General features: G+C 67.8%; 18 protein-coding genes, 1 pseudogene and 1 riboswitch. Of the genes and pseudogenes, 12 read left to right on the top strand and 7 right to left on the bottom strand.

All coding sequences use genetic code 11. The features are described 5' to 3' along the window. The first annotated feature begins 36 nt into the window (after positions 1–36). Positions 37–378 (top strand): YidH family protein, encoded by a 342-nt coding sequence (locus tag ACLIVD_RS29840; protein ID WP_005264833.1) that lies wholly within the window; start codon positions 37–39, stop codon positions 376–378. Positions 379–433: 55 nt separating this feature from the next. Beyond that, the gene (gene fgd, locus ACLIVD_RS29835) at positions 434–1,441 is read left to right on the top strand and encodes a glucose-6-phosphate dehydrogenase (coenzyme-F420) (RefSeq protein ID WP_105421293.1); all 1,008 of its coding nucleotides are present in this window, start codon (positions 434–436) and stop codon (positions 1,439–1,441) included. Positions 1,442–1,510: 69 nt separating this feature from the next. On the opposite strand, the gene ACLIVD_RS29830 is transcribed toward fgd, so the two are convergent. Continuing rightward, positions 1,511–2,425: an AurF N-oxygenase family protein gene (locus ACLIVD_RS29830; RefSeq protein WP_283336664.1), complete on the bottom strand. Its 915-nt coding sequence runs from the start codon at positions 2,423–2,425 to the stop codon at positions 1,511–1,513. Between the two features lie 255 nt (positions 2,426–2,680). On the opposite strand from ACLIVD_RS29830, the gene ACLIVD_RS29825 reads away from it, so the two are divergent. Next, positions 2,681–2,941 carry a hypothetical protein gene (locus ACLIVD_RS29825; RefSeq protein WP_283336665.1) on the top strand — a complete coding sequence of 87 codons (261 nt, stop codon included), beginning with the start codon at positions 2,681–2,683 and terminating at the stop codon, positions 2,939–2,941. A 1-nt stretch (position 2,942) separates the two neighbouring features. Here ACLIVD_RS29825 and ACLIVD_RS29820 read toward each other — a convergent pair whose 3' ends face one another. Beyond that, complete coding sequence (locus ACLIVD_RS29820) at positions 2,943–3,566, bottom strand: CatB-related O-acetyltransferase (protein ID WP_477952766.1); 624 nt, start codon at positions 3,564–3,566, stop codon at positions 2,943–2,945. 186 nt (positions 3,567–3,752) lie between these two features. Between ACLIVD_RS29820 and ACLIVD_RS29815 the strand changes: the two are divergent. Then, positions 3,753–4,935 (top strand): annotated as a pseudogene (locus tag ACLIVD_RS29815) (HNH endonuclease). On the opposite strand, the gene ACLIVD_RS29810 reads toward ACLIVD_RS29815, so the two are convergent. After that, the gene (locus ACLIVD_RS29810) at positions 4,881–5,390 is read right to left on the bottom strand and encodes a nitroreductase/quinone reductase family protein (protein WP_477952746.1); all 510 of its coding nucleotides are present in this window, start codon (positions 5,388–5,390) and stop codon (positions 4,881–4,883) included. The pseudogene ACLIVD_RS29815 and the gene ACLIVD_RS29810 sit on opposite strands and share 55 nt — an antisense overlap. A gap of 62 nt (positions 5,391–5,452) precedes the next feature. Between ACLIVD_RS29810 and pta the strand changes: the two genes are divergently transcribed. Together pta and ACLIVD_RS29800 are read left to right on the top strand one after the other, a co-directional pair. Further along, positions 5,453–7,573: a phosphate acetyltransferase gene (gene pta / locus ACLIVD_RS29805; RefSeq protein ID WP_418338749.1), complete on the top strand. Its 2,121-nt coding sequence runs from the start codon at positions 5,453–5,455 to the stop codon at positions 7,571–7,573. Next, positions 7,570–8,763, top strand: coding sequence for an acetate kinase (locus tag ACLIVD_RS29800; protein WP_477952749.1), 1,194 nt, complete (start codon positions 7,570–7,572; stop codon positions 8,761–8,763). Before pta ends, ACLIVD_RS29800 begins: the two co-directional genes overlap by 4 nt. Before the next feature lie 3 nt (positions 8,764–8,766). Here ACLIVD_RS29800 and ACLIVD_RS29795 read toward each other — a convergent pair whose 3' ends face one another. Genes ACLIVD_RS29795 through ACLIVD_RS29785 form a run of 3 tightly spaced genes read right to left on the bottom strand, consistent with a single transcriptional unit; the run spans position 8,767 to position 13,435 of the window. Beyond that, positions 8,767–11,088 carry a serine/threonine-protein kinase gene (locus tag ACLIVD_RS29795; protein WP_491931080.1) on the bottom strand — a complete coding sequence of 774 codons (2,322 nt, stop codon included), beginning with the start codon at positions 11,086–11,088 and terminating at the stop codon, positions 8,767–8,769. An 8-nt stretch (positions 11,089–11,096) separates the two neighbouring features. Then, positions 11,097–12,077, bottom strand: coding sequence for a glutamate ABC transporter substrate-binding protein (locus tag ACLIVD_RS29790; protein ID WP_477952752.1), 981 nt, complete (start codon positions 12,075–12,077; stop codon positions 11,097–11,099). Further along, on the bottom strand, positions 12,074–13,435 hold the full coding sequence (locus ACLIVD_RS29785; protein ID WP_491932933.1) for a GlnX family signal transduction membrane protein: 1,362 nt from the start codon (positions 13,433–13,435) through the stop codon (positions 12,074–12,076). The genes ACLIVD_RS29790 and ACLIVD_RS29785 overlap by 4 nt, the downstream gene beginning before the upstream one ends. Positions 13,436–13,580: 145 nt before the next feature. Here ACLIVD_RS29785 and ACLIVD_RS29780 point away from each other — a divergent pair, with 145 nt between their 5' ends. Continuing rightward, positions 13,581–14,339, top strand: a complete 759-nt coding sequence (locus ACLIVD_RS29780) for an NUDIX hydrolase (protein WP_280779799.1) — start codon at positions 13,581–13,583, stop codon at positions 14,337–14,339. Here ACLIVD_RS29780 and thiE read toward each other — a convergent pair whose 3' ends face one another. Next, a complete protein-coding gene (thiE, locus tag ACLIVD_RS29775; protein WP_144287983.1) occupies positions 14,340–15,038 on the bottom strand; it encodes a thiamine phosphate synthase in 699 nt (232 codons plus the stop codon). It abuts the gene before it with no gap. Between the two features lie 24 nt (positions 15,039–15,062). Continuing rightward, positions 15,063–15,175, top strand: a riboswitch (TPP riboswitch). On the opposite strand from thiE, the gene thiO reads away from it, so the two are divergent. From thiO to ACLIVD_RS29750, 5 genes are all read left to right on the top strand, one after another. Continuing rightward, positions 15,174–16,241, top strand: a complete 1,068-nt coding sequence (thiO, locus tag ACLIVD_RS29770; protein ID WP_317568326.1) for a glycine oxidase ThiO — start codon at positions 15,174–15,176, stop codon at positions 16,239–16,241. It overlaps the preceding riboswitch by 2 nt. 2 nt (positions 16,242–16,243) lie before the next feature. Then, on the top strand, positions 16,244–16,468 hold the full coding sequence (thiS, locus tag ACLIVD_RS29765; protein WP_280779801.1) for a sulfur carrier protein ThiS: 225 nt from the start codon (positions 16,244–16,246) through the stop codon (positions 16,466–16,468). Beyond that, complete coding sequence (locus tag ACLIVD_RS29760) at positions 16,461–17,228, top strand: thiazole synthase (protein ID WP_491931079.1); 768 nt, start codon at positions 16,461–16,463, stop codon at positions 17,226–17,228. The genes thiS and ACLIVD_RS29760 overlap by 8 nt, the downstream gene beginning before the upstream one ends. Positions 17,229–17,341: 113 nt before the next feature. Further along, a complete protein-coding gene (locus ACLIVD_RS29755; RefSeq protein ID WP_280779803.1) occupies positions 17,342–18,283 on the top strand; it encodes an ABC transporter ATP-binding protein in 942 nt (313 codons plus the stop codon). Beyond that, positions 18,283–19,077 (top strand): ABC transporter permease, encoded by a 795-nt coding sequence (locus tag ACLIVD_RS29750; protein ID WP_037240603.1) that lies wholly within the window; start codon positions 18,283–18,285, stop codon positions 19,075–19,077. The genes ACLIVD_RS29755 and ACLIVD_RS29750 overlap by 1 nt, the downstream gene beginning before the upstream one ends. The last annotated feature ends 136 nt before the right edge of the window (positions 19,078–19,213 follow it).

Here is a 19,213-nt window from a genome sequence, read left to right as displayed (position 1 = left end):
GGTGCGGTTCCATCGAACCGGTGTAAAGATGATTCGGTGACCGACAACGACCGGCCCGACGAACGTTTCACCCTCGCAAGCGAGCGGACATTCCTCGCCTGGATGCGGAGTTCTCTTGCACTTCTGGCCGGTGGCATCGCGATGATCCACCTGGTCCCCGAATTCAGCACCGGGTGGGTGCGGACGACCCTCGGCCTGATCCTGATTGGTCTCGCCGCGGCAGCCGCCCTCGTCGGCATGCGGCGGTGGTCGCAGGTCGAGAAGGCCCTGCGCGACGGCGCACCGATGCCGCCGCCCCACGAGTTGTGGCTGTTCGCGGTGACACTGACGGTGGTGGCACTGGGAGCGGCGCTCGCCAGCCTGGTGGCCGCGCTCTAACCTGCAGAAGAGGTTTGCATCTCGCGAACCGGACGTGAAGACGAAGGAGTACACGGTGGCCCACGAACTCAAGCTCGGTTACAAGGCGTCCGCGGAGCAGTTCGGTCCGCGGGAGTTGGTGGAGCTGGGTGTTCTGGCGGAGGCGCACGGTATGGATTCGGCGACGGTGTCGGATCATTTTCAGCCGTGGCGGCACGAGGGTGGTCATGCGCCGTTCTCGTTGGCGTGGATGACGGCGGTCGGGGAGCGCACGGAGCGGCTGCAGTTGGGGACGTCGGTGATGACGCCGACGTTCCGGTACAACCCGGCGGTGGTGGCGCAGGCGTTCGCGACGATGGGGTGTCTGTACCCGGGGCGGATCATGCTCGGCGTGGGTACCGGTGAGGCGCTCAACGAGATCGCGACAGGCTTTGCGGGGGAGTGGCCGGAGTTCAAGGAGCGGTTCGCGCGGCTGCGGGAGGCGGTCCGGTTGATGCGTGAGCTGTGGCTCGGCGACCGGGTCGACTTCGAGGGTGAGTACTTCAACACGAAGGGCGCGTCGATCTACGACGTGCCCGAGGGTGGGATTCCGGTGTACATCGCCGCCGGTGGTCCGGTGGTGGCCCGGTATGCCGGTCGGAGCGGCGACGGGTTCATCTGCACGTCCGGTAAGGGCATGGAGTTGTACACGGAGAAGTTGATGCCTGCGGTCGCGGAGGGGGCCGAGAAGGCGGACCGTGATGTGGCGGAGATCGACAAGATGATCGAGATCAAGATTTCGTATGACACGGATCCGGAGTTGGCGCTGGAGAACACGCGGTTCTGGGCGCCGTTGTCGTTGACGCCGGAGCAGAAGCATTCGATCGACGATCCGATCGAGATGGAGAAGGCGGCGGATGCGTTGCCGATCGAGCAGGTGGCGAAGCGGTGGATCGTGGCGTCGGATCCGGATGAGGCGGTGGCGCAGATCCGCCCGTATCTCGATGCCGGGTTGAACCACCTGGTCTTCCACGCTCCGGGCCACGATCAGAAGCGGTTCCTGGAACTCTTCGAGCGGGATCTGGCGCCGCGGTTGCGGGGGTAGGCGGCCTCGCCGCCCGTGCGCCTTTTTGGTAGTGGGTGCTACCAGAAAGGCGCACGGGTGCGGAGCGCCTCAGAGCATGTTCACGCGCTTGTAGAGGTGCCGGGAAGGACCGCCCAGCAGATCGGCGTCGTCCAGGAACCGCATGAGCGGCTGCGAACTCTCGCGGATCTTCTCGGCCCGGAATCGGTTGTTCTTCGCCTCGCGGAGCGCGCGTTCGGTGTCAAGTCCGGCTGCCGCGTAGACGGCGGGATTGATCATGCTGGAGACGATCAGATTGGACGCGATCGCGATGCAGGCGCGGCTCGCAGCACGGTGCGCCTTGCTCATGCCCTGGGCCCGTCGCAGGGTCTCCTCCCGGGCGAAGCGCATGTGCCGGGCTTCTTCGACCACGTGAATCTTGCTGGTGACGCGGACGATCGGCTGGACGCGTGTGTCCTTCATCCAGTCGCGCTGCATGACGTCGAGGATCTCCTCGGCGACGAGAATGCCGGCGTACGCGACCTCCCCCGAGGCGAGTGCCTTGAACCCGCGACCCAGCGTGACCACCGACTTGCGTGGAACGTAGGAGGGGCAACCGAACTTCTCGGCGGTGCGAGCGAACATCACCGAGTGCCTGCACTCGTCGGCTACCTCGGTCAGCGCGAACTGGAAGTGGGCCTGCGACGCGTCCTTGGCGTACATGTCCCGGATGACCATCTGCTGGAGGATCATCTCGAACCAGATTCCGGTGCCCATGATCGAGGACACCTCATGCTTCGTCAGCGTGATCTGCTGCTCGAACGTCATCTCGTCCCACATCGGCGTGCCGTACAGCGAGGACCACTCGGGGGTGAGGCCGTACAGGTCGTCGGGGACGGGCGCGTCCCAGTCCACCTCGACCGTCGGGTCGTACGACATGCGGGCGGAGGACTGGAGGAGCCGGGCGCCGGTGTCCTGGCGATCCGTGATCTTCGGATTGCGGATATCGAGCGTCGAGCGTGCCATGAAATTCCTCCATGTCAGTGTGACCGGCAGTTACACCTAATCATGTCGAAGAAGTCTCTTGACGTCAATGCCTCTGGTGTACAAACAGTGGACAAAAGTCGGGTCGTTCTGCGTACGTCAAGGTCTCGGTGATGATCCCCACAACTCCGACGCAAGGCTTGCTCAAAATTTGCCGATCGTCTGTAGTGAGTTCTCGGCAGCGGGCCCGGATGATCCCTTGCCCCGGCATCACCCTGCAGAAAGCGGAATGAACCCATGTCTGATCAGAAGAGTGCCGCCCAGCCCCACAGCCCCGACGTCGTCGTCGGCGCTCGCGTCCGGGTCCGCCGCGACTCCGATGCTCCCGCGCCCGGTGTCGTGATCGAGGATTTCGCGGACCTGTCCCAGTCGGAGGGACTGCTCGGACGTGATTGGGCGCCCGTGCACCGCTGGGCCGTCGCTCTCGACGACGGACGCCTCGTATTCGCCGACGACGGCGAACTCGACCTCGAAGCACCGCAGGCGGCGCGCGGCTGATTCAGCCGAGTCCGTCGGCGACATCCTGAAGTTGCTCGACGGTGCCTGCGGCGATGGTCCGCACATGTTCGGTAACGATGGAAATCGGCCAGTCCCACCACGCGATCCGCACCAGCGCGGCGATCTCGGTTTTCGAATAGCGGTCCTTGATGTGGACGGCCGGATTCCCGCCCACGACCGCATAGTCCGGCACGTCCCGCGTCACTACCGAACCGGTCGACACGATCGCACCGTGCCCGATGCGGACGCCGGGCATGATCGTCGCGTTGCCTCCGATCCACACGTCGTTGCCGACGACGGTGTCGCCGCGCGACGGTAGGTCGGCGAGTAGATCGGAATGCTCGGCCCACGCCCCTCCCATGATCGGAAACGGGAAGGTCGAGACTCCGCTCATTCGATGATTCGCGCCGTTCATGATGAACGTCGTCCCGGTCGCGAATGCGCAGAACTTGCCGATGATCAGCCGGTCCGGCCCGTAATGGTGCAGGACATTGCGCGTTTCGAACTCGTCCGCGAACTCGGGGTCGTCGTAGTAGCTGTACTCCCCGACCATGATCAGCGGGTTCTCGATCAGAGGTTTGAGCAGGACCACCCGAGGCTGACCCGAAACAGGGTGCAGGGTCATCGGATCCGGTGCGGCATTCGTGGGCAACTACTTCTCCATTCCTCGGCGCAGGCGTGCGCGATCTCTTGTATAGCGCCGTACGGTCCTGTGCTGCACGCACTTTTACGGCGTGCGGCTATTGCCATTGTTCACGAACTGTTGCTAGAGTCGAACATGCATTCGAACGACCTTGGGGGAGGGTTGGTTGTGGGGGAATCGATGGCGCCGGATCTGGATGAGCTGCGTGCGTTCGCGGCGCGGTTGCGGGTGGTGTCTGCTGACGGGGATGCGGGGTTGGGGATCGAGTGGCTCGATGCGCTCGAGGTGTTGAAGTCGGTCGGGTGTGCGGTGCAGGCGGTGATCACCGATGGCGTCGCCACGTGTATCCGTGCGGATCGCAGGGCTCGGGGGTTGCCGCGGGTGGAGTGGGACCGCGGCATTGCCTCGCAGATTGCGTTGGCGCGCAGGGAATCCCCGAACCGTGGTGGTCGGCATATGGGGTTCGCGCAGGCTCTGGTGCACGAGATGCCGCACACCCTGGCGATGTTGCGGTCGGGCAGGTTGAACGAATGGCGAGCGACGTTGTTGGTGCGCGAAACGGCCTGCCTATCAGCTGCGGATCGGGCGATCGTGGACCGCCGGTTGTGTTCGGACCCGGCCACTCTCGACGGGGTCGGCGACCGCGGTCTGATCGCACGCGCGAAAGCGTTGGCGGTCGAACTCGATGCCGCAGCGGTCGTGGCCCGGCACCGCAAGGCGGTGTCGGAGCGTCGGGTCACGACGCGGACGGCCCCAGATTCGATGGCCTACCTGAGTGTGTTGATGCCGGTGGAGCAGGCGGTGTGTGTGCGGGCCACGCTGGGTCGGGATGCCGACAATCTGATCGCCACCGGCAACAGTGGCGGCCGGACTCGCGGGAATTGCCCGGCAGCTGGTGGCCGAGGCCGTCGACAGTGGCACCGAGACGTCGTTGCGGCGCGTGTATTCGTGCCCGCAGTCGGGTGCGTTGACGGCGATGGAATCGGAGTCGCGCACGTTCCCCAAGAGCCTGCGACAGCTGATCGACCTGCGGGATCGGACGTGCAGGACTCCGTGGTGCGATGCGCCGATCCGGCATCACGACCACATCCGCTCACGCCGAGAATCCGGTGCCACGACGGCGGACAACGGGTCCGGCCTCTGCGAGGCATGCAACTACGCGAAGGAAGGCGACGGATGGTCCGCCCGCCCCGTAGACAACCCCGGTGTCACCCACCTCCTCGACTTCGGCACCCCGACCGGACACCACTACCGATCGGCGGCGCCGCCGCTTCCGTCTGCCGCGCGATGGTCTGCTCACGAGGCGGTGAGAGCGAACACCCGCATCGTGCGGTTCGTTCGGTGCTCGTAGACGCCGTAGACGCGCACCATCTCGTCGAATTCGCGATAGATCCGTGTCCGCTCCGGTTCGGCGAGGAGGGTCGCGGTGACGGGGATGTCCTTCCCTCCGATCGTGACCTTCGCGTTCGGCTGGGCGAGGAGGTTCCCCGACCACGCCGGGTGGTGATCCTGCCCGAAGTTGCTGCCCACGACGAAGATCTGCTGTCCCTCGCAGTAGTACAGGAGCGGGCTCGTCCGCGGTGCGCCCGACTTACGACCCGTCGTCGTCAGCAGGACCACCGGTGCGGCGATCGGACCGAGGATCGTGAAGCGTCCTCTGCTCTTCTGGAGGAGCCGGCGGTCGACCCCGGCGAGATTCCGGATCACCCACGATCCGGGTCGGGTGGCGGCAAATTTCGCGGCGGGTTCGCGGAGGAAGCTGTTCCCGCTGCCCCACCGGACGTCGGGGAAGGGTGATTCGGCCATAGGTCATCTGACCGCCGGGCGGGTGCGGTGTCAATCGCCGGGCGGCGGCGGCCGGATACGCTATGGCCATGGCTGCGCCAGCGACACCCTCACCCGTGAATCCGCCCGCACGTCCCCAGCCGTCGAGCGTCTACATCGCCTCACCGGAGGGGGACACCGGCAAGTCCACCATCGCGCTGGGTGTCCTGCAGATGCTGTGTGCGTCCGCGGCGAGGGTGGGCGTCTTCCGTCCCATCGCCCGATCGACACGGGAACCCGACTACATCCTCGAGCTGCTCCTCGAACACACGACGGCCGACGTCGGCTACGAGGAGTCCCTGGGGGTCACGTACGAGCAGGTCCACGCCGATCCCGACGGGGCGCTCAGCGAGATCGTCTCCCGGTATCACCAGGTGGCGGCGCAGTGCGACGCCGTCGTGGTGATCGGCAGTGATTACACCGACGTGGCGAGCCCGAGCGAACTCGGCTACAACGCGAGGATCGCCGCCAACCTGGGCGCACCCGTGCTGCTCGCCGTGAAGGGAGCGCGGCGCACCCCCGAGGAGGTCGCGCAACTCGCCCATCTCGCGATCGGTGAACTGACTTCTCACCACGCCCATCCGCTCGCCGTGGTCGCGAACCGCTGCGACCCGGATCAGCTCGATGCGGTCACCGCCGCGTTGGCGTCCACCGGTGTGCCCGCGTGGAGCCTGCCCGAGATCCCGCTGCTGGTCGCACCGACCATGGCCGAACTCCTCGAGTCGATCGACGGCAGCCTGTTCAGCGGCGACCCCGAGCTTCTCCACCGCGAGGCGCTGCGGGTGATGGTGGGCGGAATGACGGCGGAGCACATTCTCGAACGGTTGACCGAGGGCACGGTGGTGATCGCCCCGGCCGACCGTTCCGACGTGCTACTGGCGATGGTGAATGCGCATGAGGCCGAAGGTTTCCCGTCGCTGGCGGGCATCATCATGAACGGCGGCCTGATGCCGCACCCGGCGATCGCGAAGCTGATGGCCGGCCTGAAGCCGCGGTTGCCGATCCTCACCACCGGACTGGGCACGTTCGACACGGCCAGTGCGGCCGCGCAGACCCGTGGCCGGGTGGCGGTCGGTTCGCAGCGCAAGATCGACACCGCGCTGAGCGTCATGGAACTGCGGGTGGACGCACCCACACTGCTGGAGCGGTTGAAGTTACCGATCCCCTCGGTGGTGACTCCGCAGATGTTCGAATACCAGCTGATCGACCGTGCCCGCCGCGACCGCAAGCACATCGTGCTCCCGGAAGGCGACGACGACCGCATCCTCCGCGCGGCGGGGAGACTGTTGCAGCGGCAGGTGGCGGCGCTGACGATTCTCGGCGACGAGGTGCAGGTGCGGCGCCGCGCGGCGGAACTCGGCGTCGACCTCGGTGACGCACAGGTTCTCGACCCCCGGACGTCCGACCACGCCGGGCCGTTCGCCGAGGAGTACGCGCGGCTCCGCGCCCACAAGGGCATGACCGTGGAGCGGGCCCGCGAGGTGATGGGCGACATCTCGTACTTCGGAACCATGATGGTGCACTTGGGAATCGCGGACGGCATGGTTTCCGGTGCCGCGCACACCACGGCGCACACCATCCGGCCGTCGTTCGAGATCATCAAGACGCAACCGGGGGTGTCCACGGTGTCGAGTGTCTTCCTGATGTGCCTGTCCGATCGGGTGCTCGCGTACGGGGACTGCGCGGTGGTACCCGACCCCACCGCCGAACAGTTGGCCGACATCGCGATCTCCTCGGCGCAGACGGCGGCTCAGTTCGGCATCGATCCGCGCATCGCGATGCTGTCGTACTCGACCGGCGACTCCGGCAGCGGCGCGGACGTCGACAAGGTGCGCTCCGCGACGAAACTCGTCCGCGAGCGTCGCCCGGACCTCCTGGTGGAGGGCCCCATTCAGTACGACGCCGCCATCGAGCAGAGCGTGGCCGACAAGAAGATGCCCGATTCGGCGGTGGCCGGGAAGGCGACGGTCTTCATCTTCCCCGACCTCAACACCGGGAACAACACGTACAAGGCCGTGCAGCGCAGCGCCGGCGCGATCGCCGTCGGACCGGTGTTGCAGGGCCTCGACAAACCCGTCAACGACCTTTCGCGAGGGGCGCTGGTCGAGGACATCGTGAACACCGTGGCCATCACCGCCATCCAGGCGCAGGGAGCAGAGCAGTGACCGAGGGGTCCGTACTGGTAGTCAATTCCGGTTCGTCGTCGATCAAGTTCCAGCTGATCCACCCGGACACCGGTAAGGCCTCGGCGTCCGGGCTCATCGAGAGGATCGGGGAACCCGAGGGGCGCATCGTCTACCACCACCGCACCGGATTGGCGGAGCGCCACGTTCACATCGCCGACCACCGGGCCGGGCTGAAGATGGTGTCGGACATCGTCGCGGAGGTGGGCCGACCGCTGAGGGAGGCCGGGATCGTCGCGGTCGGTCATCGCATCGTCCACGGCGGCGACGTGTTCTTCGAACCTACGATCATCGACGACGCGGTGGTGCAGTCCATTTCGGATCTCTCGAACCTTGCACCGCTGCACAATCCGGCGAATGTGATCGGGATCGAGGTGGCGCGGGAGGAGCTGCCGGACATCCCGCACGTCGCGGTTTTCGACACCGCGTTCTTCCACACCCTGCCCGCGGAGGCGTCGACGTATGCGATCGACCTGCAGGTCGCGAAGGAGCACTCCATCCGGCGGTACGGCTTCCACGGCACGTCGCACCAGTACGTGTCGGCGCGCGCGGCCGAGTTCCTCGGCAGGGACCTGTCCGAGCTGAACCAGATCGTGTTGCACCTGGGGAACGGCGCCTCGGCGTCCGCGATCCGCGGGGGGCGGGCCGTCGACACGAGCATGGGGCTGACCCCGCTCGAGGGGCTCGTCATGGGCACCCGGTCCGGGGACGTCGATCCCGGTGTCATCCTGCACCTGCACCGCAGCGGGATGGGTGTCGATCAGATCGACGACCTCCTGAACCGGCACTCCGGACTCAAGGGCCTGTCGGGGGTCAACGACTTCCGGGCGCTCCTGACGCTCGTCGGTGAGGGTGACGAGGCCGCGGCGTTGGCGTACGACGTGTACGTGCACCGACTCCGCAAGTACATCGGCGCCTACCTGGTGGAACTGGGCGGCGTCGACGTCATCACGTTCACCGGGGGAGTCGGTGAGAACAATGTCGACGTCCGCCGCGACAGTCTGGCCGGGCTGGGGCGGCTCGGCATCGTCGTCGACGACGACCGCAATCGCACGGATTCCCGGGACGCACGCCGTATCTCGGCGGACGAGTCCGACGTGCAGGTGCTGGTCGTGCCCACCAACGAGGAGTTCGCGATCGCCCGTGCCGCGGCGGACCTGATCGGGGCCTGAGCGTTACAGCAGGCTCTTGGGCCGGATGGCGTTGGCCAGATCCACCAGCGTGTACCGGTGAGTGCGCTCGGGGGCGTTGCGGGCCAGCGCCCGCAGGCCGGCCTCGGCGCCCTTGCGGAGGCCCCGTTCGGTGAACGGCACACCGAGGATCTGGTCGCGTTCCGTCGCCGACGTGTGACCGGCGCGCATCCAGTCCAGTGCGGTGCCCAGTACGAGCGTGCGCATCTGCAGTGCCCGGCTCTCCTCGGGTGCGAGCGCGGCGACACGGAGTGCGGCCTCCCGGAGGGCTGCTTCGTCGATCTCCTCGATCGGCTTGCCGGACAACAGCATCAGCACACTCGTCATCCGGGCCATGGTGAAGTGCCGGGAGGTCGCGGGAACCTGATCGAGGGCGGCGATGGCACCGGGCAGGTCTCCGCGTTGGGTGAGTTGCCGCGCCAGCCCGAATGCCGCACTCACCATGCTGTGGTCGGTCCGCCACACCGTCCGGTAGTACTTCTCGGCGAACGTCCGCCACTGATGGGGATCGGAACTCTCCCAGTGCTGCAGAATCAGTTCGGCGGTGGCGGCCAGCGCAAGCTTGGGAGCCGTCTCCCCGGGCATCGCCTTCAGCACGGATTCGAAACGGGAGAACGCTGTCTCGTATTCGCCGGCGATGAGCGTCGCGAGTCCGGCGTACCAGTCGACGCGCCAGTTCCCGCCCATGTCTCCCGCCACGTCGCGGAGAAGTTCGGTGGCGGTGGCGGCGTCACCGAGATCGAGGTGCGCCTTGATCTCGGCGAGCGTGAGTTCCCGGGAGAACGACACGTCCAAGTCGCCGACGACTCGTTCGATACCGTTCTCGCGCGCGTGCCGAATGGACTCCAGTGTCTGCTGCGGTTCGCTGTGCACCGCGGCGGCCAGGAGTGGGGCATTGGGATCGGTCGGGTCGATCAGGGGCACCGCCAACGCCTGCGCCACGGACTGCGGATCGAGATTCTCGTCCCGTTCGACGCCGTCGACGTACACGTCGGTCTGCTCGACGGCCTCGTTCGTGCCGAACGTCGTTCTCTGCTTGCTGAACACGGTCGACAGTCCGGGATGCTCCTCGCCGGTCTGCTGCGCGAGCACCTCCCGCAGTACTGCCGTGAGCTGACCCGCCATCTCCTCGGCGGACGCGAAACGCCGGCTCGGATCGGGGTCGGTGGCGCGCAACAGGAGTCGGTGGAAGAACTCGTATTCCGCGAGGAGCGGCGCCTGCTCGGGGGACGGGATCCCGTCGAGGTACCGGCCCTTGTCGGACGGCATGTCGAGCGTCAGGACGGCGAGTGTGCGCCCCACCGTGTAGATGTCGGACGCCACGGTCGGGCCCGTCTTGACGATCTCCGGCGCCTGAAACCCGGGTGTGCCGTACAGGTAGCCGTAGTCCTCGATGCCCGCGACGGCCCCGAGGTCGATCAATTTGAGGGCGTCCTCGGTGACCATCACGTTGTCCGGTTTGAGGTCGTTGTACACCAGGCCGGTGGAGTGCAGATACGCCAGTGCGGGAAGGATTTCGAGCACGTAGGCGATGGCCTGCTCGACCGGCATGCGCTCGGGCTTCTCGTGCGTCGACAGCACGTCCCGCAGCGAGTGACCGCCCACGTACTCCATGACGATGTAGCCCATCGGGGTCCCGTCCGACCGGGGATGCTCCACGAAGTTGAAGATCTTCACGATGCTCGGGTGGGCCACCTCGGCGAGGAACTGGCGTTCGGCGACCGCCACGGCCTGAGCCTCGGCGTCGCCGAAGTGCAACAGGCCCTTGAGGACCACCCACCGGTCGCTGACGTTGCGATCGATGGCCAGGTAGATCCAGCCGAGGCCGCCGTGCGCGATGCAGCCCTGCACCTCGTACTGGCCGCCGATCAGCTCGTTCGGGTCGAGAAGCGGCCGGAAGTCGTAGGTGGCTCCGCACGAGGGGCACAGACCGTACTCGGAGCCCTCCGACGTGGCACTGGTGCGGCCGACCGGTTTGTTGCATTTCCAGCAGAAGCGCTTGCTCTCGGGGACTTTCGGGTCGGTCATCACGGCGGACGCCGGGTCGAGCGTCTTCACGACGGGAACCTCGACGAGACCGCCGCCGAGTCGCAGGCGCCGCCCGGACCGGGTGCGCGGTGAGCGCGTCGAGCGGCCGGTGCCGGACGCATCGGACGGCCGGGACGTCGGCCTCGCCTGGGTGGCCGGACCCTCGTCCGGTTCTTCCCGGACCGCGGCCTGTGTGGCCTCCTCTTCCGGCTCCCGGACGGCGGCCTGGGTGGCGATGTCCGGGTCGGTGGACTCCGGGTTCTTCGAATGCTGCGGCATGTGTCCCCTCAGTCCTGGTACACGGCGGACGGCGGGGCGGGGGACGGCCCCAGCATCGACAGCCACTGGTCGTACATCCTGGTCCAGGTACCGTCGCGGCGGATGCGTTCGAGCGTGCCGTTGACGAATCGCACCAGGTCCTCGTTCGCCTTGGTGATGCCGACGCCGTACGGCTCGGCGCCCATGCTGTCTCCGACGATCTCGAGATACGGGTCCTGGGACGCCAGGCCGGCGAGGATCGTGTCGTCGGTGCTCACCGCATCGACCTGCCGTTGTTGCAGGACCACCAGGCAATCCGACCACATGGGCACCGTCAGGATGTCCGCGGTGGGCGCCACCTGCTGCAGCCGTGTCAGCGACGTCGTGCCGCGGACGACGCAGACCCGCTTGCCGTCCAGGTCGGCGGCGCTGCGGATCGGGGAGCCCTTCACGACGAGGACCCGCTGCTGCGCCTCGAAGTACTCGGAGGAGAACGCCACCCGTTCCTTCCGATCGCAGGTGATGGTCATCGTCTTGGCCACGATGTCGACCATCGACTCCTGCAGTGCCTTCTCACGATTCGCCGACGTGAGGATGCGGTACTCGAGCCGGTCGGGATCGCCGAACAGGTCCCGCGCGATCTCGCGGGCGATGTCGACGTCGAAGCCCTGGATGGCGCCGGTCGCCGGGTCGCGGAAACTCATCAGGTTGCTGCCCGTATCGAGGCCGACGACGAGACGGCCCCGCGCGCGGATGGCGTCGACCGTCGGCATCGGCGGTGCGGCGTCGGCATCGGGGAACGGGCGCAGGCTCGCGGTGGGATCGCCGCAGTCCTTCTCCGGAGTCGGCGGCGCAGCGCTGGTCTCGGGCGCCGGCGTCGCGGCCGCGGGTAGCGGGGGCTCGGTGTACGACACGCTCGGCGATCCGACGTGCTCCGGACTCGACTCGGCGCACCCGCCGATCAGCAACGTGGCCGCCACCAGCGCCAGCGCGATCCGGCGCCCCCTCACTGGTATTCCCGCAACCGAGGCCACAACCCGATGATAATTCCGCCGAACGCGATGAGCGTCAGGACGAGGGCACCGGAACCGAGCGCGGTCAGCACGCGGGCCGCGGATTCGACATGCGACCGCAGACGGTCGCGGGCGGTGCCGATTCCGTCGGTGAGCGCGTCGTCGACGGCGGTGAACTGCGCCGCGGAATCCGACGGTCCCGGTCCGATGGCGACTGTTGCCGCCGAGGCGAAGTCGCCCTCGGCGAGGATCTCGTTCATGCGGTCGTGCGCCGAGGACCAGAGCGTCCACGCCTCCTGCGCCCGCGCCACCTCGTCGTGGCCGACCGCGCGGTCGCCGTCGTGGGGGTAGCTCGACAGCAGGGTGTCGAGCTGACCGGACTTGTCCTCGAAGACGGCGTCGTAGTCACCGTTCGAGTCGCGGCGGACCAGTTTGAGAGTCTCCTCGGTGCGCGCCTGCTGGGCCAGGATGCGGGCGGCGGTCAACTCGTGCATCGGGCGGGCGCCCTCGGTCAGTGCCCGCTTGGTGTCGACGGAGGAGACCAGACCGGCGACCAGCATCCACACCAGGAGGATCGCCGTGCACGACGACGCCACGATCAGCCCGAGATTGAACGTGCGCCGACTGAGTCTCGCGATGACGATCTGGGCGCCGAGCAGCGCGACGAGCGCGACGAGGATCAGGATCAGCGCCAGCCAGGGCGGGCGGGAGTAGTCCCGTTGCGTGTCCGCGACGTCAGCCTCCTGCTGGGCGTGCAACTGCTGCGCCATCGGCAGCATGCTCGTCTGCATCAGCGTGGACGCCTCGCTGAGGTAGGCCGCGCCGACGGGATGGCCGGTGCGATTGTTGGCCCGCGCGGTCTCGACGAGACCGGCGTAGACGCTGAGGTCGCTGGAGATGGAGGCCAGCAGACGGCGGCTGTCCACGTCGCTCGCCGCGAGACCGCCCGACGCGTACACCAGGTCGGCGGAGGCCGTGCCGATCGCCTGCGCGTAGGTGTCGCGGAGTTCGGGAGGTTCGAGACCGCCGGAGATGAACGCCGTCGTGGCCGCGGCATCCGCCACGGACAGGGCGCTGTAGAGGTTCTGCGCCGAGAACGACAGTGGTTCCGTCTCCGCGAGGACGCTGTCGAGAGTGGCTTCCCTGCTGTTCACCGTCGAGGCGGCCACCAACCCGGCCGCGAGTGTGAGCAGGACCAGGAGGGCTCCGAGGGCGGTGAGTTTGGCGGGAGTCGACTCCAGGAACGCGCGCAGTTCCTTGCGGCGTGCCACCGCGGGGTCGACGTCGTCGTCCGCGACGGCAGACAATGCGCGGCTGCCGTGGGGTTCGATCGACGGTGCCTCACGCAGAACCACCTCGCACCCCTCCCGTGTCATGGCCGCACCTTGTGGGGAGCATATAAGCAGCGGTCGGTTCACGACTGCCGACGGGCAGTTCCGGAAGAAACCGTTAGTGTGAGGGAACTGCAGGGAGACCCATCAGGTCGGACAGGGGTAGTCGATGCGTGGTGACGGTGACGGTTGGGCAACCGGGCCGGACGGCAGTCGTCATTGGGGCAAGCACGGTGCGGCCGGGTTGTTGCTGCGTGCGCCGCTCCCCGACGAGACGCCGGCCGTGCTGCTGCAGCACCGTGCGGTCTGGAGTCACCAGGGCGGTACGTGGGCGTTGCCCGGCGGTGCCCGGGACAGCCACGAGACCACCACCCACGCCGCGGTACGCGAGGCCCACGAGGAAGCCGGCATCGAGAGCGCGGCCATCCGCGTCCGCACCGAGGTCGTCACGATGAAGGCCGCGAGCGGCTGGAGTTACACCACGGTGATTGCCGACGCCGAGCGCCCACTGCCCACCGTCGCGAACGGCGAGAGCACCGAACTGCGCTGGGTGCGGGAAACCGACGTCGCCGGGTTGCCGCTGCACCCGGGATTCGAAGCGGGGTGGCCGCAACTGCGCACCACCGAGGTGCGATTGCTGCTCGACCGGCACGACGTGCTGGGCGAACGCGGCGCGCTGGCGCAGTTGTCGAAGGCACTGCCCCGCACGGTGCACCTGCCCGACGGCACCTACGGGTGGTTGCCGCGCGTCGAGGTGCTCGAAGCCCTGGACGCGGTCGGCAGCCTCGCCGAACCGGCCGGCCACGGCACCACACTGGGAACGGTGACGGCATTCGTCACCACCGACCCCGACCTGATCGAACAGTTGCCGGCCACAGTCGTGGTCCTGCCGCCCGCTACGGTGCTGGACTGGCTGGACCAGCCGTAACTACGCGTTCTGCTGCAACAGGGCGGACAGCGAGCGCGCGGCGGCCTGCGGGTCGCGGGCCTCGGTGACGGCCCGCACGACGACGATGCGGGAGGCCCCCGCGGCGAGGATCTCCGGAACGCGGGACTCGTCGATGCCGCCGATCGCGAACCACGGGCGGTTCGGCTCCGAGTCGGCGGTCGATCGCACCAGATCGATGCCCGACGCGGTCCGCCCCGGCTTGGTGGGGGTGGCCCACACCGGACCGGTGCAGAAGTAGTCGACGCCGTCCTCGATCGCCGCGAGACTGGCCTGCGCGCGACTGTGGGTGGAGCGGCCGATCAGGACGTCGGAACCCACCACGGTCCGTGCGTACGGGACGGGCAGGTCGCCCTGGCCGAGGTGCAGCACGTCGGCCCCGGCCGCCAGCGCCATGTCGGCGCGGTCGTTGACCGCGAGCAGCGCTCCGTGCCGCCTGGCCGCGGCCGCGAGCACCGACAGTGCCGCCAGTTCGTCCCGGGCGTCCATCGTGCCGAACTTCTTCTCTCCGGCCGAGCCCTTGTCGCGGAGCTGGATGATGTCGACGCCGCCGGACAGTGCGGCCTCGGCGAACTGCGCCAGGTCGCCCTTCTCGCGCCGAGCATCGGTGCACAGGTACAAACGTGCTGTTCCGAGGCGGCGCCGACGGTCCGTGAGGTTGCTGTGATGCGAGGTGGTCACGGCATGACGGTAGCCTCTACGGTGAAAGTGCAACACGGGAGTCCCGGGGAACGTGGGGCTGAGAGGGGCTCACGCCGAGCCCGACCGTCATACCTGACCCGGATCATGCCGGCGCAGGAAGTGAGGTGGAGTTCAATGGCGAGATCGGTATCCGTCGTCGGAGGCGGAGTGATCGGCCTGTCCATTGCGTGGCGCGCAGCCCGCAACGGGTGGTCGGTACGGCTGTACGACCCGTCGATCGGTTCGGGAGCGTCCTGGGTGGCGGGCGGCATGCTCGCCCCGTTGTCCGAGGGCTGGCCCGGCGAGGAGAGCGTCCTCGAACTGGGGAGCGCGTCGCTCGACCGGTGGCCCGAATTCGGGAAGGAACTCGAGGCCGGGGCCGGCGTCGAGCTGTTCACGTCGGAGAGTTCGCTCACCGTCGCGCTGGACGGCGCCGACGCGGAGGACCTGCGGACCATCGCCGAATGGGTGGGTGCGCAGGGGCGGGAACTGCAGATCCTGGGTCGCGCCGAAGTTCGGGCCCTCGAGCCGATGCTGGGTCGCGGAGTCCGGTTGGGACTTTTGGCCGTCGACGAACTGGCCGTGGACAACAGGCTGCTGTTGCAGGCGTTGCAGCGGTGCGCCGTCGACGCCGGAGTGGAGCTGATCGGGGAGGCCGTGCACAGCCTCGACCGGCTGAGCACGGACCAGATCGTCGTCACCGCGGGCATCGCGTCACCGGCCCTGTGGCCCGGGCTTCCGGTTCGCCCCGTGAAGGGCGAGATCCTGCGGTTGCGCTCGCGTCCCGGGGTGACCCCCGCGCCCGGCCGCACCATCCGCGGCAGCGTGCACGGCAGGCCCGCCTACCTGGTGCCACGGGCCGACGGCATCGTCGTCGGTGCCACCCAGTACGAGTCGGGCAACGACACGCAGGTCACGGTGGCCGGCGTGCGAGACCTGATCGCGGACGCCGAGGCGCTGATGCCCGCCATCGGCGAGTACGAACTGCGCGAGACCTCGGCAGGTCTGCGCCCGATGACCCCGGACAACCTGCCGCTGATCGGCCGGGTGTCCGATCGGGTCGTGGTGGCGACGGGACACGGCCGTAACGGCATCCTGCTCACCCCGGTGACCGCCGACGCGACGGTGGCATTGTTGGAGGGCTCGGCACTGGTCGAGGCGAAAGCCGCCGACCCCGAACGTTTCGAGAAAGTAGCGAGGTAGAGATGAGTGAGCAGCAACTAGTGGTGCCGATCGGCATCAGCGTCAACGGCGAGGACCACGAGTTCACGGAACCGTTGACCGTCACCGGGCTGCTGGAGGTGCTGAACCTGCCCACCAAAGGCATCGCGGTGGCAGTGAACGGCGCCGTGTTCCCGCGCGCCCGGTGGGACGAGCTCGTGGTCCGGGGCTGGGAGATCGAGATCCTCACGGCGGTGCAGGGTGGCTGACGCGACGCCCGGCGTGCAGAAGGGCCTCACGATCGCGGGCCGCACGTTCGGTTCACGGTTGATCATGGGCACCGGCGGCGCCGCCAACCTCACGGTGCTCGAAGAGGCGCTCGTCGCGTCCGGCACCGAGCTGACCACGGTCGCGATGCGCCGCGTCGACGCCGCAGGCGGCACCGGTGTGCTGGACCTGCTGCGCCGGCTCGACATCGCGCCGCTGCCCAACACGGCCGGGTGTCGCGGTGCGGCCGAGGCGGTGCTGACGGCGCAACTCGCCCGTGAGGCGCTCGAGACCGACTGGGTGAAGCTCGAGGTCATCGCCGACGAACGCACCCTGATGCCCGACGCCATCGAGTTGGTCAGCGCTGCAGAGCAACTGGTCGACGACGGTTTCGTCGTCCTGCCGTACACCACCGACGACCCGGTGCTGGCCCGCAGGCTCGAGGACGTCGGCTGCGTGGCCGTGATGCCGCTGGGTTCGCCGATCGGCACCGGGCTCGGTATCGCGAACCCGCACAACATCCAGATGATCGTGGAGGGTGCCGGGGTTCCCGTCATCCTCGACGCCGGCATCGGGACCGCCAGCGACGCGACCCTCGCGATGGAACTCGGCTGCGATGCCGTGCTGCTGGCCACGGCTGTGACCAGGGCGAAGGACCCGGCACTCATGGCTTCGGCGATGCGCGGGGCCGTGGTGGCGGGCTACGAGGCACGTCACGCGGGCCGCATTCCCAAGCGGTTCTGGGCGCAGGCGTCGTCGTAGTTCTCGGGGTCGCGTCGGGGTCTCGCTCAGGGTCCGACCGGTACCAGGGGACGAGTCAGGTGTAGACCTGCGGCCGATGCGCGCCGGCCGCAGGTTCCGGCATCCTTCTCACCATGATTGAAGTGAGGGGACTTTCAAAGACCTTCGGTGCGACGAAGGCGGTGGACAACCTGACGTTCAACGTGAAGCCGGGTATGGTCACCGGCTTCCTCGGCCCGAACGGTGCAGGCAAATCGACGACCATGCGCATGATCCTCGGGCTGGACCGCCCCACGGCGGGCACCGCGTTGATCGACGGCAAACCGTACGGAGACCTGGTGCAGCCGCTGCGGACGGTGGGGGCACTGCTCGACGCGAAATGGGTGCACCCCAACCGCTCGGCCCGCGCCCACCTGCAGTGGATGGCGGCGTCCAACTCGCTGCCCAAGAGCCGGGTCGACGAGGTGCTGCACCTCGTCGGGCTCACCGAGGTGGCCGGGAAGAAGGCAGGCGGGTTCTCGCTCGGCATGTCCCAGCGACTGGGCCTGGCCGCCACGCTCCTCGGCGACCCGAAGGTGCTGCTGTTCGACGAGCCGGTGAACGGGCTCGACCCGGAGGGCATCGTCTGGATCCGGAAGTTCATGCAGCGCCTCGCCGCGGAGGGACGCACCGTGCTGGTGTCGAGCCACCTGCTGTCCGAGATGGCGCTCACCGCCGAACATCTGGTGGTCATCGGCCGGGGGCGTCTGATCGCCGACACCACCGTGTCCGAGTTCGTCAGCAAGTCCTCGGAATCGACGGTGCGCGTGCGGAGCCCGCAGCTGGACGCGCTGCGCAGCGCGCTCACGTCCAACGGGCTCACCGTGCGCGAGGACGGATCCGACGGGCAGCAGGCGCTCGTCGTGGTGGATTCGTCGACGGACGTCGTCGGCGGGATCGCCGGTTCGCAGGGCATCGTCCTGCACGAGTTGGCATCTCAGCGTGGATCGCTGGAGGACGCCTTCATGAAGTTGACCGGAGACGACGTGCAGTACCACGCAGAGGGCGTCGAAGATGTGATGAGGGGTGCACTGTAATGGCTGTTCTCAATGCCGAACGGATCAAGATCACGTCGACGAGGTCGCCGTGGTGGTGCACGGTCATCATCATCGTGCTGGGTCTCGGCCTCGCCGCGGTCATCGGGCTGAGCGCCAAGGCGAGCATCAACTCCTTCAACAACCAGATCGCCGACGGTAAGCAACCGGATTTCGATCCGTTCCTGCCGCAGATGTCGGACGCGGTCGGCGGGGTCTCCGGATTCGGCGTGCTGGTCCTGATGATCCTCGCGGCGCTCGCCGTGACCAGCGAATACCGGTTCGGCGTCATCCGCACCACGTTCCAGGCCATCCCGAACCGCGCGTCCGTCCTCGTCGCGAAGGCCGGCCTGATCGGCGCGTTCGGCGCCGTGCTGACGTTCGTGCTCACCTTCGGTGCGTACGCCATCGCGAAGGCGACCGCGGGTGACGAGGCCGGAGCGGCGCTCACCTTGTCGGGTGACGACGCGTGGCGGTCGATCTACGGCGTCCCGATCTACGCGTTCCTGTGCGTGGTTCTCGCCGTCGGTGTCGGCACGCTGCTGCGTCAGTCGGCGGGCGCGATCGCACTGCTGCTGCTGTGGCCGCTGCTGATCGAGAGCCTGTTCAACCTGTTCGGCTCGTTCGGCGAGAAGATCATGCCCTTCCTGCCGTTCCTCAACGCCAACAACTTCCTGGGGGCGCCGCAGGGGGTCGAATTCCACTGGGGCCCGTGGGGCAGCCTGGTGTACTTCGCGGTGTTCGTCTTCGTGATCTTCGGGGCCGGCCTGGTGGTCGTCAACAAGCGCGACGCCTGACACCCGATACAGTACTTTCGCCCCGCTCCTCCGCCAGGTGATCGTCGGGAGACCTGGCTGAGGGTGACGGTGGGGCGGGAGCCTGTGGGCCGGTGCGAAATCCATTCGCGCCGGCCCACCGGTGCTTCTGCGTTAG

The organism is Rhodococcus sp. G6(2025), assembly GCF_058628105.1.
Note: the sequence above shows the minus strand (reverse complement) of the source record. Positions and strands in the feature narration are given on the sequence as shown.

Coding starts and splice junctions, on each gene's coding strand:
- ACLIVD_RS29755 (WP_280779803.1), top strand. CDS start 17,342: ATGATTGAAGTGAGGGGACTTTCAAAGACCTTCGGTGCGACGAAGGCG.
- ACLIVD_RS29830 (WP_283336664.1), bottom strand. CDS start 2,425: ATGGCACGCTCGACGCTCGATATCCGCAATCCGAAGATCACGGATCGC.
- thiO (WP_317568326.1), top strand. CDS start 15,174: ATGGCGAGATCGGTATCCGTCGTCGGAGGCGGAGTGATCGGCCTGTCC.
- ACLIVD_RS29780 (WP_280779799.1), top strand. CDS start 13,581: ATGCGTGGTGACGGTGACGGTTGGGCAACCGGGCCGGACGGCAGTCGT.
- ACLIVD_RS29820 (WP_477952766.1), bottom strand. CDS start 3,566: ATGACCCTGCACCCTGTTTCGGGTCAGCCTCGGGTGGTCCTGCTCAAA.
- ACLIVD_RS29810 (WP_477952746.1), bottom strand. CDS start 5,390: ATGGCCGAATCACCCTTCCCCGACGTCCGGTGGGGCAGCGGGAACAGC.
- thiS (WP_280779801.1), top strand. CDS start 16,244: ATGAGTGAGCAGCAACTAGTGGTGCCGATCGGCATCAGCGTCAACGGC.
- pta (WP_418338749.1), top strand. CDS start 5,453: ATGGCCATGGCTGCGCCAGCGACACCCTCACCCGTGAATCCGCCCGCA.
- ACLIVD_RS29825 (WP_283336665.1), top strand. CDS start 2,681: ATGTCTGATCAGAAGAGTGCCGCCCAGCCCCACAGCCCCGACGTCGTC.
- ACLIVD_RS29795 (WP_491931080.1), bottom strand. CDS start 11,088: ATGCCGCAGCATTCGAAGAACCCGGAGTCCACCGACCCGGACATCGCC.
- ACLIVD_RS29750 (WP_037240603.1), top strand. CDS start 18,283: ATGGCTGTTCTCAATGCCGAACGGATCAAGATCACGTCGACGAGGTCG.